The sequence below is a fragment of the Flavobacterium sp. CYK-55 genome (genome assembly GCF_018413465.1).
In the GTDB taxonomy this organism is placed as follows: Bacteria; Bacteroidota; Bacteroidia; order Flavobacteriales; family Flavobacteriaceae; genus Flavobacterium.
Window position 1 is genome coordinate 121300 of record NZ_JAHCDK010000008.1, and the last position, 18609, is coordinate 139908.

Sequence of the window (18609 nt, forward strand, 5' to 3'; positions counted from 1 at the left end):
CTTTTACGCAGTTAAATTTTTTCCTCATGTTGGGTCGCTTTTGGATTTTGTGCTTTTCGATGACTTTTGTTTTGACGATGACCGCTTGTAAACGCGATAACAACCAAAAATCAATTGTTCTACCTCAAAAACAAAATCTGCCTGAAAAGCCCGTTAAAGAAGTCGCTCCAGATAGTTTAAAGTTACATTGGTTTGTCAAGCGATATCCGAAATTGGCTGTTTATGAGCCGCAAATGCGCGAGTTATACCGCAATCACCATTGGAAGTTTGTTTGGTTTGACGCTAAAGGAATCACCGAGCTAGGGCATTTAATCCACAGTAAAATCAACACCATAGAAACCGAAGGTGTTCATGCTAAAATTCCCTACAAATCTTATTTAGAAGACATTTTTCAATCTGCAAAACCCTTGAGCAATTCGGCCAACGATTATCTCATATCTGCCTTTTATTTTTTTTATGCCGATAAAGTTTTTCACGGATTTGATGTAAAAACTTCGCGAGAATTGGGCTGGTATTTGCCCCGCAAGAAGGTTTCGTATGTGCATTATCTCGATTCGCTCATGGCCAATCCGAAGTTGATTGAAAAAAACGAGCGAAACCTTCTAGGCCAATACTACAAACTCAAAGAAATGCTGGGTCGTTACCGCAAAGCCGCACAAAAAAATGACGCAGATACGGTGAAAATCCCCATCGATATGGATCCGCTCAAAGTGGGCGATACTTCAGATTTAGTGGCTCATGTGCGTAAACGTTTGTACTTGATGGGTTATTTAGATAAGAATACTCAAAGCGCTGTTTTTGACGCATCATTGGCGCGCCCGGTACGGCAATATAAGGAAAGTATTGGTTTGACACCTTCAGAATTGATCTCAGGAAAAATGATTCGTTCGATGAATATTCCGCTCAAAAGTCGCATCAAAACACTCATGGTCAATATGGAGCGCTGTCGATGGATTCCGACCGAAATGAGCCAAGCCAAACAATATATTTCGGTGAATATTCCGTCGTATGAATTGGCGTATTACAAAAACAGGAAACTTGCTTTAGCATCTAATGTAGTGGTTGGGAAAGTCATGAATCAAACCGTCATTTTTAGCGGAATGATGAAGTACATTGTCTTTAGCCCGTATTGGAACGTTCCGCCGAGCATCATCAAAAAAGAAATCAAACCAGCGCTTGAAAAAGACAAAGATTATCTAGTCAAACACAACATGGAGTGGGATAAAGGGCGCGTTAGGCAAAAACCCGGACCGCAAAATTCATTGGGTTGGGTCAAGTTTTTGTTTCCGAATTCTAACAATATTTACTTGCATGATTCTCCGGCCAAAAGTCTTTTTAACCGAAATTCAAGAGCGTTTAGTCATGGTTGTATTCGTGTGGCCAAACCGCTTGAACTTGCTCAGACTTTATTAGAAGATGACCCAAATTGGACGCCTGAAAAAGTTGAAAAAGTAATGTATGCCGGCAAAGAATCTTGGTATACTTTAAAAGAACCGGTTCCGGTATATATTGGCTATTTTACGTGTTGGGTGAACGATACCGGTATTTTGCGTTTTTATGACGATGTGTACAAACGCGATGGACGATTGTCAGAACTAATTTTTAAACAATAAGGCCGCTTAGGGATTAATGTTTATTTTTGAAGCGTTTAACCTAACATTTATATTGATATGAAAGTATTCAAAACGATGGCATTGGCCTTTGGATTAATGGCACTGACAACGGTTCAGGCACAAAAAATCGGCATTAGAGCCGGAGTTAACATAGCCACAGTAACCGGAAAAGACGCTTCGGGGGTTGACCCATTGACTTCTTTTTATGCTGGTGTATTCAAAGAATTTTCTGTAGTTCCACAATTGTTTTTTATTCAACCCGAGTTACAATATTCCATTCAGGGGTATAAAGCAAACGATACGAATTATACCTTGGGTTATTTGAATTTACCGGTAATGGCCAGAGTTTATTTTTTAAAAACCATTAGCTTAGAGGCCGGCCCGCAAGTGGGTTATAAAGTTAATGACAATCTTGAAAACAATGATAATATCAACAGTTTTGACACCTCTGTAGCCGGCGGATTAGGGTTTAATTTTCCGTTGGGGCTATCGCTGAATGCTCGTTATGTGCACGGCTTGACAAAAATTGATAAAGATGCTGATATCAAACATCAAGTCATTCAACTCGGGGCATCGTTCAAATTCTAAAAATAATTATAAGTACACAAGAAAGCTGCTGATAAAAGCGGCTTTTTTTATGGCCAATTAAAACTGGTTCTTTTGCTGCTAAAAAAATTGGCTGGTCCAATGTTGCCGCCGAATGGGTTTCCGGATAATAGGCGATAATTAGGTTGGTTTCCCCATGATGCTGGTTTGTCTTCAATGAGCATGTCTTCGCCGGTATCGTTGTTCACGTAAGGTAAAATCATGTTCTGCCATGATTGGATTCTGGGCATGCTTTTATTCACATGAAAATAATCTTTATTCGCATTGACTAGTTCAGTCAAATAACTTTTGTACAATTGTTGATACTGTGGAATAGCTAATACTTTGGTGATCAATGGTCGTTGCGACATATTGCCCCATGAGAGCGGATTCTGTGTTCCTGAATTAGCCACAATTTGCGAAGTTCCCAACGTATTGTCATAATCATACGGAATAAAATAAGCTTTTCCGTTGGGCGAAAAATAAAAATAAAAATTATTCCCGTTTACCCAGTAATCGTCCCACATACCCACAGCTACATTTACCGCATAGGTTTTTAAAAACAAAGGCACATCCATTTTTTGGGCAATCCAGTTTTCAAAATCAGCACCGGTTCGGGTGTTCAAATCTGAAATAAATTGCAGCAATTCAGTTTTTGCACTAGCTAATTCGCTTTTACGTGTTTTTAAATCATAGGCATAATATGCCGACAAAGCCGGATTGATGTTCACGTCTTCAACGCCAATGCTTTCAGTCGAAACAAAATTAGCATTGTTTGATCCGCTCCAACCGCCTTTCCACAAAAAGCCTACGCCATCACCCCATTTAGTTTTGTTTTTTGCAATAAAAACTTCATCAATGTTTTCGACCATGGCGTAAACACCATAATATGCTGGCTGTGCATCACCTTGCACTTTGATATATAGCCTACAATATGAAGCTGCCGGAGCAATACAGCCAAATCTTCTAAACAAATCATAACTATATATTTCGCGACAATAAGCGGCATCGTCTTTGAACCATTTCAAATTGAGTTTATCCAATCCTTTAAAATTTTGACCGTTGCGGTATTTAGAAAAATCAAGCCCAAAATGGCAATGATGCCAATCCGGATTTACCGCATCGTGCAACAAACCGGTATCACCTTCAGGTCTGCGACGACTGGTGTTTCCTTTAAGTCTGAGCCCTACACTGTCAATCACCGTTGTTCTGCCGCCTACTGAAAAAGTAAATTTAGACACCACTTTTTTGTCGTTGGCCGGATTCAAATCATAATTGGTCAGAATTTTATTCCACTGATCCAAACTAACTTCAACGGTAATTATCGGAACCTGTTTTAAGTTGAAAATCTCTGCTACCTGATCCTGTGGAGTTGCTTTTTGTGCCGATGTAATATTGTTTTCAGACAAATCAACATTGCTGCAATAAAACAATAGCATCAGCGGAAATAACCAAAAAATTCTTTTCATACCTATGAATACTCAAAAATAATCCATCCAAAAATAGGCTTTTAATCTCGGTTTTATTTTGAAAATAGCATCTAAATGAAAATTTAACTTTTACCAGTAGCGGCAACAGATTAAAAAACAAACCAAATTAACTAACTCATTTACAGCGCATTCACTTTTTTAAAAATGACCTGTTCAAATATTGGTAAAAATAAAATTCGAAATGATGTTATGTTAATGTTGTGAATTGTCTATAATTGCAGGTTGCATATTAAATTATTGTTATTATTTTTATTAATAATTTGTAAAATAAATAGTACTTCATGAAATACCCTGCGATTCAAAACTTCATCAACGGAAAGTTTACACCGGCAACTGCCGCCCGAACCTTAAATGTTGTTTCACCTTTAGACGGAAATCTACTCTCAACCGTCCCGATGTCGGGGGCTTCTGATTTAGACAAAGCCGTTCAAGCCGCGCAAGCCGCTTTCCCAGTTTGGAGCAAAACACCTATTAAAGAACGCGTACAAGTGTTCTTTCGCTATAAAGCCTTACTTGAAAAAAACCTCAAAGAACTCGCTGAATTGTGCAGCGAAGAAAACGGAAAAACCTACGGAGAATCCGTCGCCGAAATTGAAAAATGCATCGAGCTCACAGAATTTGCCACTTCACTTCCGCAACTCATCACTGGTGAATTGCTCGAAGTCAGCAAAGGTGTTGAATGCCGTACCGAGCACGTTGCTTTGGGCGTAGTGGCCTCGATTGTGCCGTTTAATTTCCCGTCTATGGTGCCCAATTGGACGATTCCCAACGCCATCGCACTGGGCAATTGCATGATTATGAAACCTTCTGAAAAAGTGCCACTCAGTTGTGGTCGCATTGCTGAATTGCTCAAAGAAGCCGGCCTGCCAGACGGTGTTTTTAACGTAGTGCATGGCGATGTTGAAATGGTCAACGCCATTTGCGATCACCCGAATATTGAAGCCGTTTCGTTTGTCGGTTCCACCAAAGTAGCCAAAATCGTTTACCAACGCGCTACGCAAAATTTAAAAAGATGCTTGGCTTTGGGCGGCGCCAAAAATCACTTGATGGTTTTGCCCGATGCCATTCCTGATATGACCGCACAAAACGTAGCCGCGTCGATGTCGGGTTGTGCCGGACAACGCTGTATGGCCGCGTCAGCCATGGTCGGCGTCGGAAATGTTGATCACATCATTGCCAAAATTTGCGACGAAGCCCGCAAGATCGTTCCCGGTGAAAACCTCGGGGCCGTCATCAACAAAGAATCACAAGAGCGCATCGAAAGTTATATTACCCAAGCCGAAAAAGACGGCGCTAAAATCCTCGTTGATGGCCGCAATGCCAAAGTTTCAGGCAAAGAGGCCGGAACCTACGTCGGCCCAACCGTTATTGATTTTGTTACACCTGATATGAGTGTAGCCCGCGAAGAAATTTTCGGTCCGGTCATCTCCATCATGCGTGCCAATACGGTTGATGAAGCGCTCGCCATCGAAAACAAAAACCCATACGGAAACGCCGCGAGTGTATTCACTCAAAACGGCGGTATGGCGCGTTACATCATGGAAAAAGCCAGTGCCGGAATGGTGGGCGTCAATGTAGGCGTGCCGGTTCCGCGCGAGCCGTTCAGCTTTGGCGGCTGGAACGAAAGCAAGTTTGGCGTAGGCGACATCACCGGAAAAAGCTCCATCGAGTTCTGGACCAAGCTCAAGAAAACCACCGTCAAGTGGAATGCCGAGGCAGGCGTCAACTGGATGAGCTAAAAACAATTAGAAATTTCGAATTACGAATTTTCAGAAGCTAATCCCGCTTTCCGTTGCAATCTTTTTTGTTTTGTCACCCCGAGCGCAGTCGAGGGGCTTTTCATAAAAACAAAAAAGGATTTCCACTTCAATCGGGGCTAGGGCAGTGAGTCCTCAAGAAAGTTTCGCTTTAACTTAAAAACAGATTCTTCAAAAACAAAATACAATGACAACAGAAGAAACCTTATCAAAAGAACAAATCATCAACGACAGCAAACAATTCAGTTTGTTTTCTTGGTCTGCCCAAGCCGCTGTCAACCCTATAGCGATTGATCGTGCCGAAGGCGTCTATTTATATGACTGCGACGGAAAACGCATCATCGATTTTTCATCCGGTCTCATGTCGGTCAACATCGGTCATGGCGACCAGCGCGTTACCGATGCCGTAGTTGAACAAATGAACAAAGTCAGTTTTGTTACGCCCAGCTGCACTACTGAAGTGCGCGCCAAATTATCGCGCAAACTCGCTGAAATTTGTCCGGGCGATCTCAACAAAGCGTTTTTCACCTTATGCGGAACTTCGTCTATTGACAACGCCATCAAATTGGCTCGTTTATATACCGGTCGTCACAAAATCATCGGTCGTTACCGTGCCTTTCACGGCGGTTCTATCGGTGGTATGACCGTGGGCGGTGACCCGCGCAAACTCGCCAACGATGCGCAGCAAATGCCCAACGTAGTACATTTGGATGATCCGTATTATTTCTACGGTATGAAAAACCTTGACGACGCCACCAAGCTTTCGTTGAGTTTAGAATACGTTGAGCGCATTATTCACCTCGAAGGCAAAACCAACATTGCCGCCTTTATTTTTGAAGGCGAAAGCGGTTCTTCGGGCTGTTTGCATTACCCAAAAGGTTATCTCAAAGGCGTTAAAGCGCTTTGCGAAAAATACGGTATTTTGTTCATCGCCGATGAGGTCATGAGCGGATTTGGCCGCACCGGAAAATGGTTTGGTTTTGAAAACCACGACATCATTCCCGATATGGTTTGTATGGCCAAAGGTTTGACCGCTTCGTATGTACCGCTCGGTTGCTTGATGGTATCTGACAAAATTGCTGCTAAATATGATGCTACGCCTATGATGATTGGGCTTACTTATAATGCGCATCCGGTAGCATTGGCCGCAGCTCTGGCGGTGATTAACATCTACGAAAGTGATAAACTCATTGAAAACACCCGCGAAATGGGTGCTTATATGGAAATGCGTATTGATCAAATGCGCAGCCAGCATCCCAGCATGGGCACGTTCAGAAACACCGGATTGTTGGGCTGTTTAGACGTATTAAAAAACAAAACCACCGGCGAACTCATGGCGCCATACAACGCTGCCGGAGACGATTTAAAAGTTTCCAATCAAGTGGCGGCCAAAATCCGAGAATTGGGCATGTACACTTTTGTGCGTTGGGGTTATATTTTTATCGCACCGCCACTCAACATCACCAAAGAACAAATTGACGAAGGTTTGGCCATCATCAGCGAAGCACTTAAAATAGCCGACGCCGCGATGGAATAAAAAATCAACACCTATGACCGAAAACCAAAACCATACAAACACTGCTTTGTATAGCGAAGACTTGGCGCCTATTTCAGCACAAAATCGCAGCTGGAATACCTGGAATTATGCGGCCCTTTGGATCAGCATGAGTTTGTGTATTCCTACTTATATGCTCTCGAGTTCGCTTATTGAAGGCGGCATGAGTTGGTGGCAAGCCATTTTGACGATATTTTTGGGCAATACGATTGTTTTGATTCCGATGATCCTCAACGGTCACGCGGGTGCCAAGTACGGTATTCCGTTTCCGGTGTTTGCGCGTGCGAGTTTCGGAACCACCGGCGCCAACATTCCGGCTTTGCTTCGGGCCATCGTCGCTTGTGGTTGGTTTGGTATTCAAACTTGGATTGGCGGTTTTGCGCTGTATCAAATGGCGCGTTTGTGGATACCGTCTTTAGAAACCTTACCACAGATTTTTCCGGATAGTTGGGGTTTGCAAACCGGACCGGCCATTTGTTTTATTTTGTTTTGGTTGCTCAATATGTACGTGGTGTATTTAGGCGTTGACAGCATCAAAAAGTTGCTCGTTTTTAAAGCGTTCTTTTTACCGCTGGCCGCACTGGCTTTATTGCTTTGGGCGCTGAATGCTGCACATGGCTTGGGCCCGATTTTAAGCACTCCATCTAAATTTGCCAACAGTTCAGAATTCTTTACTTATTTCTTTCCGGCACTCACAGGTATGGTCGGATTTTGGGCTACACTTTCACTCAATATTCCCGATTTTACGCGCTATGCCACTTCGCAACAAGTACAAATCAAAGGTCAGATGTACGGGCTTCCGACTTCGATGACTTTGTTTGCTTTTGTGGGTGTGGTGGTTACCTCGGCTACAGCAATTGTGTTTGGCACCACCATTTGGGATCCGGTGGTTTTGGCCGGAAAATTTGACAGTAAATTACTGGTCAGCGTGGCGATGATTGCCGTGGCCATCTCTACTTTAGCCACCAATATTGCTGCTAATATTGTGAGCCCGGCCAATGATTTTGCCAATCTTTCGCCTTCAAAAATTGATTTTAGAAAAGGCGGATACATTACCGGAGTCATTGGGATTTTAATTTTTCCTTGGAAACTCATTGCCGATCCATCCGGTTATATTTTTACTTGGCTCGTGGGCTATTCAAGTTTACTGGGTCCGGTGGGCGGCATCATGATTGCCGATTATTATTTCATCCGCAAACAGACTTTGGTTTTAGATGATTTATACAATCCCCAAGGGCAATATAGTTTTAAAAACGGATTCAATACCCAAGCCATTTGGGCGCTCATTTTGGGCGTTCTACCCAATGTTCCGGGCTTTTTAACCACCATTCAAGCCGTCAATGCCAATACTTTTCCGGCTTGGCTATCAGATTTGTACCATTACGCTTGGTTTGTCGGTTTCGGCATCAGCGGATGGATTTATTGGATTTTAATGAAAAACAAAAAATAAAATTATGTTGAATGCTGAATGCTAAATGAAAGCTCATACAACATTCAACATTTAACATTCAAAATAAAAAATGACATGAGCATACTGATTAAAAACGGAAGAGTCATTACCGCCACCGACGATTATATGGCGGATGTTTTTATTGAAGGCGAAACCGTCTCGGCCATTGGCAAAAACTTAAACGTAACGGCCGATACAGTCATTGACGCTACCGGAAAACTCGTCATGCCCGGCGGAATCGACCCACATGTGCATCTGGATATGCCGTTTATGGGCACTTATTCAAGTGATAACTACGAAACCGGAACGCGCGCTGCCCTTTTTGGTGGAACCACCACGGTCATTGATTTCATTTTGCAAACACAAGGGAAAAGTTTGAATGCTGCCTTACAAGAATGGAAAGGACGCAGCGATAACAATGCCGTGGGCGATTACAGTTTTCACATGGCTGTGACCGACTTTAACGACGAAACCAAAAAAGAAATCCAACACTTTATTGAAAACGAAGGCATCACGTCTTTTAAAACGTTTATGGCTTATAAAGGTGCGCTCATGATTGACGATCGTCAGATGGTGGGGCTCATGCAAGAAGTCAAAAAACACGGCGGGCTCATCAACGTGCACGCCACCAACGGCGATATGATTGATTATCTGATTGCCAAACACAAAGCCGAAGGCAAATTGTCGCCGCTGTATCATTATTTATCACAACCTGAAGTTACCGAAGCTGAGGCCAGCAGCCGCTTTGCCGATATGGCCGATTATACAGGTTGCCCGGGTTATATCGTGCATCTTACCTGCGAAGGCGCGCTCAATGCCGTGCGTTTTGCCACGCGTCGCAACCAACATGTTTTTGTTGAAACCTGCATACAGTATCTGATTTTAGATGCCAGTTTATACGAACAAAATTTTGAAGGTGCCAAATGGGTCATGTCGCCTCCACTTCGTGAGAAGAAAGATCAAGAGGCACTCTGGGCCGGCTTGAATCAAGGCATGGTCAATGTAGTGGCTACCGATCACTGTCCGTTTATGTGGGAACAAAAACTCATGGGCAAAGATGATTTCTCAAAAATCCCGAACGGACATCCCGCTATTGAAAACCGCATGGAACTGCTCTTTAGTGAAGGCGTCAGCAAAGGAAAAATCACCTTGAATAAATATGTAGAAGTAGCCTCAACCAATGCAGCCAAAATCTTTGGCATGTTCCCCAAAAAAGGAACCATAGCCGTGGGCAGCGATGCAGATATTATTCTGATTGATCCGAATGAAAAACACACCATTTCAGCCGCAACGCATCATATGAATGTTGATTACAGCGGTTATGAAGGATGGCAACTTACCGGAAAAGTCAAAACGGTTTTATTGCGCGGACAAATCGCCATTGACAACAACGAATGTAAAATTCCAAAAGGCTACGGACAGTTTATCAAACGCAACAAAGTAGACGGGAAGATATAATTATGCTGAATGCTACATGTTGAATGCTTAATGGAAATCATCATTCAACATACAACATTCAACATTTAACATAAATAATTATGGCAAGAATTGTAAAATCAGGACTCATTCAGTTGAGTTTGGCCAAAACCGAAGGCGAAGGCACGATTCCCGAAATCATGGAAGCGATGCTACAAAAGCATATTCCTTATATTGAAGAAGCCGGAAGACAAGGCGTGCAGATTTTGTGTTTTCAAGAAATCTTCAATACGCCGTATTTCTGCCCCGGGCAAGACAGCAAATGGTACGCTTCGGCCGAAACTGTTCCGGGCCCGACTACCGAGCTCATGCAGCAGTACGCCCAAAAATATCAAATGGTCATCATTGTTCCGGTGTATGAAAAAGATCAAGCCGGCGTGCTCTATAACACGGCCGCTGTGATTGATGCCGACGGAACTTATTTGGGCAAATACCGAAAAAACCACATTCCGCAAACAGGCGGTTTTTGGGAGAAATATTTTTTTAAACCCGGAAACCTCGGTTATCCCGTTTTTCAGACGCGCTATGCCAAAGTCGGCGTTTACATTTGTTATGACCGCCACTTTCCGGACGGCGCCCGTTGTTTGGGTCTGAACGGCGCTGAAATTGTCTACAATCCATCCGCCACCACCGTGGGGCAATCGCAATATCTCTGGAAGTTGGAGCAACCCGCACATGCCGTGGCCAACGGATATTTTATGGGCTGTATCAACCGCGTGGGCGAAGAAAAACCTTGGAACCTGGGTCGTTTTTACGGGACTTCATATTTCGTGAATCCGCTGGGCGAAATTTTTGCCTGCGCTTCTGAAGACAAAGACGAATTGCTTGTGGCCGAATTTGATTTAGATCTCATCGAACAAATCCGCGGCAAATGGCAGTTTTATCGCGACCGTCGCCCGGAAACCTATACCGAAATCACGCAATTATAAAGACAAAATTAACCAAACCAATAAACGAAAAGATTTATGGCTATTAAAAATAACCGACTCAGCGCGGAGGCATATCAAGAGAATTTTGCCGATATACATCCGCCGTTTGAAACCCGCGATGCGGCGCTTACAGAGGCCAACCGTTGTTTGTTCTGTTATGACCCACCGTGTATGAAGTCATGTCCGACTTCGATCAACGTTCCAAAATTTATCAAGCAAATCGCTACCGACAACCTCAAAGGCTCGGCGCATACCATTTTCTCCTCTAATATTATGGGGGCCGGATGCAGCAAAGTTTGCCCGGTTGAAAAGCTCTGCGAAGGCGCTTGTGTGTATAATATGATGCATGAAGAACCGATTAATATTGCGCGTTTGCAAAGATACTCAACCGAGAAAGCCATGGAAAACAAGTGGCAACTCTTTGAGCGCAAACCATCGACGGGCAAAAAAGTAGCCATTGTGGGCGCCGGTCCGGCCGGACTCAGTTGTGCGCATACCTTGAGCCGCGAAGGCATTGATGTGACTATTTATGAAAAAGAAGCCAAAGGCGGTGGGCTCATGACCTACGGAATTGCTGCTTATAAAGTAACGCCTGAATTTTGTCAAGATGAGGTAGATTACATCACAGCCATCGGCGGCATTGACATCAAGTACAACCATGCTTTGGGCAAAGACATCACTTTAGAGCAATTGCGTGCGCAATATGACGCCGTGTATTTGGCTTTTGGTGTAGGCATGGCGCGTCAACTAGACATTCCGGGCGAGCAATTAGAAGGCGTTGAAGATGCCATCAAATTTATCTACGAATTGCGCAACAACGATTATTCAAAAATAGCCGTGGGCGATAAAGTAGCCGTCATCGGAATGGGTATGACCGCCATTGATGCCGCTACGCAAGCCAAGCGTTTGGGCGCTGCCGAAGTTACTTTGGTGTACCGAAGAACCCAAGCCGAAATGCCTTGTACCCAAAAAGAATTAGACATTGCCAAATTAGACGGTTGCCAAATCATGTGGTTGGCAGCACCTAAAGAAATCAAAGGCGAAAACGGCCATGTCACGCATTTGGTTTGCGATGTAATGAAACTCGGTGAGCCCGATGCTTCCGGCCGAAGAAGCCCTATTGCTTCAGGTGAAACCTTTACCCTTGAAGTTGATATGGTCATCAAAGCCGCCGGACAAATGCCTTTTGAAGAACTCGTGCAATCGAGCAGTCTTCAAAACAACAAAGGCAAAATTTCGGTCACCGGAAAATCAACAACTCCAACGGCCAAAGTATTCGCCGGAGGTGATTGCGTCAACGGAGGCAGAGAAGTAGTCGATGCGGTTCAAGCCGGAAAAGACGGAGCTGCGGCCATCGTCAAAGAAATCATTGCGCCCGATTACATTCTCGAGTGCGAATTAAAACCAACGTTCAATAATTAACAGACAAGATATGGCAGATTTATCAACCGATTTTTTAGGAATCAAATCCCCCAATCCCTTTTGGTTGGCCAGTGCGCCTCCTACCGATAAAAAAATCAACGTCGTCCGTGCTTTTGAAGCCGGTTGGGGCGGAGTAGTCTGGAAAACGCTGGGCTCACAAGTCAAAAACGTATCCTCGCGCTATTCGTCTGTTGATTACGGAAAAAAGCGCATCATGGGCTTCAACAATATTGAGCTCATCAGCGATCGTCCGCTCGAAATTAACTTGCGCGAAATTACCGAAGTAGTCAAAATGTTCCCTGATCGCGCTATGATTGTATCGCTTATGGCCGATAACAACCGAACCGCTTGGCATGAACTCATCAAAAAATGCGAAGATGCCGGAGCCATGGGCTTTGAGCTCAACTTTGGCTGTCCGCACGGAATGACCGAGCGCGGCATGGGCGCAGCCGTAGGACAAGATCCCGAAATTGCCAAAATGGTCGTAGAGTGGGTCATGGAAAAAGCGACGATTCCCGTCATTACCAAACTCACACCTAATGTGCATTCGGTAGTTCCCACCGGACGCGCCGCTGTTGAAGGCGGAACCAATGCGCTCAGTCTCATCAATACCATTCAAAGCGTCACCGGAATTGACCTTGACACCTTAGTTCCCAATCCGTATGTAGCCGGTCAAAGTGTTTTTGGCGGTTATTGCGGTCCGGCTGTAAAACCCATTGCGCTTAAAATGCTCACCACCATTTCACAAGATCCGGTGGCTAGTCGTGTGCCGGTTTCAGGTATCGGAGGCGTGAGCACTTGGAAAGATGCCGCCGAGTTTATGCTTCTAGGCGCTACATCCGTGCAGGTTTGTACCGCTGCCATGACACACGGTTTTCGCATTGTTGAAGATTTGTGCGAAGGTCTCAGCAATTGGATGGACGAAAAAGGCTATCAAAAAACCACCGATTTCATCGGCAAATCTGTCGAGAAAATCACGCATTGGGAAGACCTCGACATCAACTACCACCACGTGGCCAATATTGATCAAGACAAATGCATCCACTGCGGATTGTGTTACATCGCTTGCGAAGACACCTCGCATCAGTCCATCAATATTGAGCGCGGCGTGCCGTATAACAACTACACCATCAACGAAAAAGAATGTGTGGGTTGCAACCTCTGTAAATTGGTTTGTCCGGTAGATAATTGCATCAGCATGCAAGTCAAACGCGTCGCTCCTGAATACATCAATTGGAAAGATTGGCAAGCACAAGGCTTACCGCTCAACGATCATTAAAATAAGGGCGTGCCCCTACGGGTCGGGCTTTTCGCTATTATCTTGTGTGCCGAACTCCGGCACCCAAGGATAGCCGCTCCAATCCCTCACGCGGGCATTCATCAAACAAAAATAATTACATGAACATAAACAGTTCCCGTCTTCAAAGCTATTTTGAAGCCATGAGCGAAATCGGCAAAATCGGCGAAACCGGCACCTGTCGTCCAGCGCATACCGCCCTTGAAAAACAAGGTTTTGAAATAGCAGCTTCTTGGATGCAAGCCGCCGGAATGTCCGTGCGCATTGATAACTTCGGTAACTTAATCGGCAGACTCGAAGGCAAAAATCCTGACTTGCCCGTGCTCATGATGGGCTCACACCTTGATTCACAACCTTATGGCGGCCGATTTGACGGCGTGGCCGGTGTTTTGTGCGCCATTGAAGTCGTGCGCACCTTGCATGAAAACGGCATTCAGCCCGAGCGTACCATTGAAGTCATTTCATTTGCCGACGAAGAAGGCTGGCGTTTTAACAAAGGCCTGTTTGGTTCGCGCGGTATTTTGGGTAAACTCGAACCCGGCGAATTACAACGCGCCGATAAAGATGGCATCACCCGCGAGCAAGCACTTAAAGATTTTGGTTGTGACATCACCCAATTCAAAGCCTCAGAATATCAACCCGGAAGCATTTTCTGTTTTCTGGAGTTGCATATTGAACAAGGTCCCATCCTTGATGTGGCGCAAAAGCCCATTGGGGTCGTTTCGGGTATTTCCGGACCGCTTTGGTGGACAGTCAGACTCAAGGGAATGGCTGGTCATGCGGGCTCTGTGCCTATGCCTATGCGTCGCGACGCCATGATGGGCGCTGCCGAAATCACGATTGCTTTACACGAAATTGCCACCCAAGTGCCCGGCAATCCAACGGTTGGAACGGTGGGTACATTAAAAGTATTTCCGGCTTCGAGAAACATCATCGCCGAAGAAGTTGAAATGACTGTTGATTTGCGCGACATTGACCTAGACCGTCGCAATCGCTACGAGCAACAATTGCGCGACCGAATCGAGGCCATTTGCGCCAAACACAAACTCGAATATTCTATTTCTGAAGATACCAGCAGCGAACCGCGCTATTGTGCCGATTGGATCAAAGCCATCATTCACAGCGAGTGCGAAAAACTCAACCTCGAAGCGCCCGAGCTCATGAGCGGGCCTTTCCACGATGCGCTCGCGCTCTCCTATGCCTGTGATTACGGAATGATTTTCGTGCGTTGCAAAGACGGTATCAGCCACAATCCGCTCGAGTATTCATCTTATGAAGATTTGGCCACCGGCGCTCAAGTATTGCTCGGCACGGTGCTCGAAGTCCTCAAAAAATAATTCATTCAAAGGCTCTTTCAAAGGAGCCTTTTTTTGTTTTTGGGCGTGCCCCTACGGGTCAGGCTGTGCATGTTTACTTTTACTCATACCTGAAGCCCACTGGGCTTTTATTTCGCTATCGCTCCATACAATTCGACCTTTGGTCTTCGGGTCTCCTCTTAATATCACTCGAGGCTTTAGCCGAACTGAGCGAAGCTAAATTTCACGCACTTATCGTTTCAATGAAAAATGCGCTTTGAAATTTCTGCGTACAAATGTGTTCGGGTCAGTGTAATCTACCGAGAACCAATAGTCGGTTGAGGGCAGCGGATATCCGTTGTGGGTTCCGTCCCAACCTTCGCCCAACGGACTGATTTCTTTGATGAATTTCTCATATCGATCAAAAATGTAAATGTGCGCGTCGGCTTGATTCGCTAAATCAGGAATATTCCATGTGTCGTTATAGGTATCGTTGTTCGGGGTAAAGAATTTCGGGTAATTCAAAATCCAGACCTGACCCAATAAATCAGTACAGCCCACTTCGTCTTTTACGCGAATGGTGTGTAAACCGCTCGCCACATTATAAAAAATATTGGAGTTTTGGAACGGCCCGAAATCAAGTTGGTATAAAAAGGGCCCGGTACCGGCCGGTGTATGCACGATGATATAAGGCGTATCTGAAAAAGCATCGCTGGGCTCGGCCACAAAGCTGTTGGCCACATACGATGAGGTTACAGAAGCAAAAACTTCATCAGATACGCAGCCGGTTTGTATGTTGGTCGCAATTACTGAATAGGTTCCCGCCTGGTCAGCTTCATAAGTATGACTGTTGGCTCCGCTGATTTGCGTACCATTAAAATACCAATCAAAAGTATAGTTTACATTATCTAATCCGGTTTGTAATAAATGAGTTTGCACCGCATTATTGGTTAAAATGTTCAAACAAATGAAGCCGTCATTCAATTGTGGTCGAGGTTGTGGCCATACACGAACGGTAATATAATACGGATTGCCTTCACATCCATTGGCCATAGGAATCACTCCGTAGACCACAGAACCTGCACTATTTCCGGTCAAATTAAGTGTTGTTGCAATGGTATTTCCTGAACCGTTTCCGGCTCCGGTTACATGATTTTGCGAGGCCAACCAAGTAAAAGTGGTGCCGGGAAGATCAGCCGTAAGATTAATATTGATGTTGTCACCCGTACAAATATTGTAAGTGCTCTGATTCAAAACATGCGGACTTGGTTTTACCGTCACTATACGCGTTGCTGTAGCATTGGGGCATCCGCCAGAACCCAAAACGGTATACGTCATGGTCGATGTACCGGCAGCAACTCCGAGAATCGCACCAGTCAAAGGATTAATGGTTGCGACCGCAGGATTAGAAGAAGTCCAAGTTCCGCCCAAAACCGTTGAAGCAAAAGTCACAGAATCGCCGATGCAAATATTTTGAGTTCCGGATAAAGTTCCGGCAGAAACGGGCGCAGTTACTGTTATTGTTCTCGTCGCAGTCGCATTCGGACATCCACCCGAACCAAGCACGGTATAAGTCATGGTTGAACTTCCGGCAGCAACTCCGACAATCGCTCCGGTAGCAGCATTAATCGTAGCGACTGCAGGATTAGAAGAAGTCCAAGTTCCGCCCAAAACCGTTGAAGCAAAAGTCACCGAATCACCAATGCAAATATTTTGTGTTCCGGATAAAGTTCCCGCCACCACCGGCGCAGTTACGGTCACCGTTCGCACATCCGACGCATTCGGACAACCGCCTGAACCCAAAACGGTATACGTCATGGTCGAACTTCCCGCAGCAACTCCGACAATCGCTCCGGTAGCAGCATTAATCGTAGCGACCGCAGGATTTGATGAAGTCCAAGTTCCGCCCAAAACCGTTGAAGCAAAAGTGACTGAATCTCCGATGCAAATATTTTGTGTTCCGGATAAAGTTCCCGCCACCACCGGCGCAGTCACAGTCACAGTTCTAGTCGCGGTTGCATTCGGACATCCACCAGAACCCAAAACGGTATATGTCATGGTTGAACTTCCGGCAGCAACGCCTACAATGGCTCCGGTTGAACTATTGATTGTTGCCACCGAAGGATTCGAAGATGTCCAACTTCCACCTGAAACGGTTGATGAAAAAGTCACAGAATCTCCAATGCAAATATTTTGAGTTCCTGATAAGGTTCCCGCAGAAACGGGCGCAGTTACCGTTACGGTTCTAGTCGCGGTTACATTCGGGCATCCACCAGAACCTAAAACGGTATACGTCAAGGTCGCGGTTCCAGCGGCTACTCCGATAATCGATCCGGTAGCAGTATTAATCGTTGCAACCGTAACATCTGAAGATGACCAACTTCCACCCAAAACCGTTGAGGCAAAAGCCACGGAATCTCCGATGCAGATATTTTGTGTTCCGGATAAAGTTCCCGCAGAAACAGGCGCAGTCACGGTCACAACTCTAGTCGCTGTAGCATTCGGGCATCCGCCAGAACCTAAAACAGTATAAGTCATGGTTGAGCTTCCGGCAGCAACTCCGACAACCGCTCCGGTAGAAGGATTAATCGTAGCGACTGTAGGACTTGAAGAAGTCCAAGTTCCACCTAAAACAGTTGATGAAAAAGTCACAGAATCGCCGATGCAAATGTTTTGAGTTCCGGATAAAGTTCCCGCAGAAACAGGCGCAGTTACGTTGACAGTTCGCACATCCGATGCATTCGGGCATCCGCCTGAACCCAAAACGGTATACGTCATGGTTGATGTTCCGGCAGCAACTCCGACAATCGCTCCGGTTGAGGAATTTATCGTAGCAACCGCAGGACTTGATGAAGTCCAAGTTCCACCCAAAACTGTTGAAGTAAAAGTCACCGAATCACCGATGCAAATATTTTGTGTTCCGGATAAGGTTCCGGCCACCACCGGCGCAGTCACAGTCACAGTTCTAGTCGCGGTTGCATTCGGACATCCTCCAGAACCTAAAACGGTATATGTCATGGTTGAGCTTCCGGCAGAAATTCCGACAATCGTTCCGGTTGAGGAATTTATCGTAGCGACTGCAGGATTTGATGAAGTCCAAGTTCCGCCTGAAATTGTTGATGAAAAAGTTACTGAATCTCCGATGCAGATGTTTTGTGTTCCTGATAAAGTTCCGGCCACGACAGGTGCAGTTACAGTCACAACTCTAGTCGCGGTTGCATTCGGACAACCACCTGAGCCAAGCACGGTATAAGTCATGGTTGAGCTTCCGGCAGCAACTCCGACAATTGCTCCGGTCGAAGGATTAATGGTTGCAACCGCAGGACTTGATGAAGTCCAAGTTCCACCCAAAACCGTTGAAGCAAAAGTCACAGAATCTCCGATGCAAATATTTTGTGTTCCGGATAAAGTTCCCGCCACCACCGGCGCAGTCACAGTCACAGTTCTAGTCGCGGTTGCATTCGGACATCCGCCAGAACCTAAAACCGTATAAGTCATGGTTGATGTTCCGGCAGTAACCCCGACAATTGCTCCGGTCGAAGGATTAATGGTTGCGACTGCAGGATTTGATGAAGTCCAAGTTCCACCTAAAACCGTTGATGAAAAAGTGACAGAATCGCCGATGCAAATGTTTTGTGCTCCGGATAAAGTTCCGGCAGAAACGGGCGCAGTTACTGTTATTGTTCTCGTCGCAGTCGCATTCGGACATCCACCCGAACCAAGCACGGTATAAGTCATGG

Annotated in this window: 12 protein-coding genes; 10 read left to right on the forward strand and 2 right to left on the reverse strand. The window is 45.3% G+C overall.

Annotation, left to right across the window (positions count from 1 at the left end):
• Positions 1–26: 26 nt before the first annotated feature.
• Entirely contained in the window at positions 27–1613 is a 1587-nt protein-coding gene (locus KIH23_RS09965) for a murein L,D-transpeptidase (RefSeq protein WP_213213338.1), read from the forward strand.
• 57 nt (positions 1614–1670) lie between these two features.
• Positions 1671–2201, forward strand: coding sequence for a porin family protein (locus KIH23_RS09970; protein ID WP_213213339.1), 531 nt, complete (start codon positions 1671–1673; stop codon positions 2199–2201).
• Positions 2202–2248: 47 nt separating this feature from the next.
• Here the strand turns inward: KIH23_RS09970 and KIH23_RS09975 are convergent, their stop codons facing one another.
• Complete coding sequence (locus KIH23_RS09975; protein ID WP_213213340.1) at positions 2249–3667, reverse strand: CotH kinase family protein; 1419 nt, start codon at positions 3665–3667, stop codon at positions 2249–2251.
• Between the two features lie 302 nt (positions 3668–3969).
• On the opposite strand from KIH23_RS09975, the gene KIH23_RS09980 reads away from it, so the two are divergent.
• The 8 genes from KIH23_RS09980 to KIH23_RS10015 all read left to right on the forward strand — a co-directional run bounded on the left by KIH23_RS09980 (position 3970) and on the right by KIH23_RS10015 (position 14911).
• Positions 3970–5427: a CoA-acylating methylmalonate-semialdehyde dehydrogenase gene (locus tag KIH23_RS09980; protein WP_213213341.1), complete on the forward strand. Its 1458-nt coding sequence runs from the start codon at positions 3970–3972 to the stop codon at positions 5425–5427.
• Positions 5428–5632: 205 nt separating this feature from the next.
• The gene (locus tag KIH23_RS09985) at positions 5633–6982 is read left to right on the forward strand and encodes an aminotransferase class III-fold pyridoxal phosphate-dependent enzyme (protein WP_213213342.1); all 1350 of its coding nucleotides are present in this window, start codon (positions 5633–5635) and stop codon (positions 6980–6982) included.
• A 13-nt stretch (positions 6983–6995) separates the two neighbouring features.
• A complete protein-coding gene (locus tag KIH23_RS09990; protein WP_213213343.1) occupies positions 6996–8450 on the forward strand; it encodes an NCS1 family nucleobase:cation symporter-1 in 1455 nt (484 codons plus the stop codon).
• Positions 8451–8525: 75 nt separating this feature from the next.
• On the forward strand, positions 8526–9908 hold the full coding sequence (gene hydA, locus KIH23_RS09995) for a dihydropyrimidinase (protein WP_213213344.1): 1383 nt from the start codon (positions 8526–8528) through the stop codon (positions 9906–9908).
• Positions 9909–9988: 80 nt separating this feature from the next.
• The gene (locus tag KIH23_RS10000) at positions 9989–10855 is read left to right on the forward strand and encodes a nitrilase-related carbon-nitrogen hydrolase (RefSeq protein WP_213213345.1); all 867 of its coding nucleotides are present in this window, start codon (positions 9989–9991) and stop codon (positions 10853–10855) included.
• Between the two features lie 36 nt (positions 10856–10891).
• Positions 10892–12277 (forward strand): NAD(P)-dependent oxidoreductase, encoded by a 1386-nt coding sequence (locus KIH23_RS10005; protein WP_213213346.1) that lies wholly within the window; start codon positions 10892–10894, stop codon positions 12275–12277.
• Between the two features lie 10 nt (positions 12278–12287).
• Positions 12288–13556: an NAD-dependent dihydropyrimidine dehydrogenase subunit PreA gene (gene preA / locus KIH23_RS10010; protein WP_213213347.1), complete on the forward strand. Its 1269-nt coding sequence runs from the start codon at positions 12288–12290 to the stop codon at positions 13554–13556.
• A 119-nt stretch (positions 13557–13675) separates the two neighbouring features.
• On the forward strand, positions 13676–14911 hold the full coding sequence (locus tag KIH23_RS10015) for a M20 family metallo-hydrolase (RefSeq protein ID WP_213213348.1): 1236 nt from the start codon (positions 13676–13678) through the stop codon (positions 14909–14911).
• A gap of 210 nt (positions 14912–15121) precedes the next feature.
• Here KIH23_RS10015 and KIH23_RS10020 read toward each other — a convergent pair.
• On the reverse strand, positions 15122–18609 hold a 3488-nt coding region (locus KIH23_RS10020; RefSeq protein WP_213213349.1), incomplete at its 5' end, for a T9SS type B sorting domain-containing protein.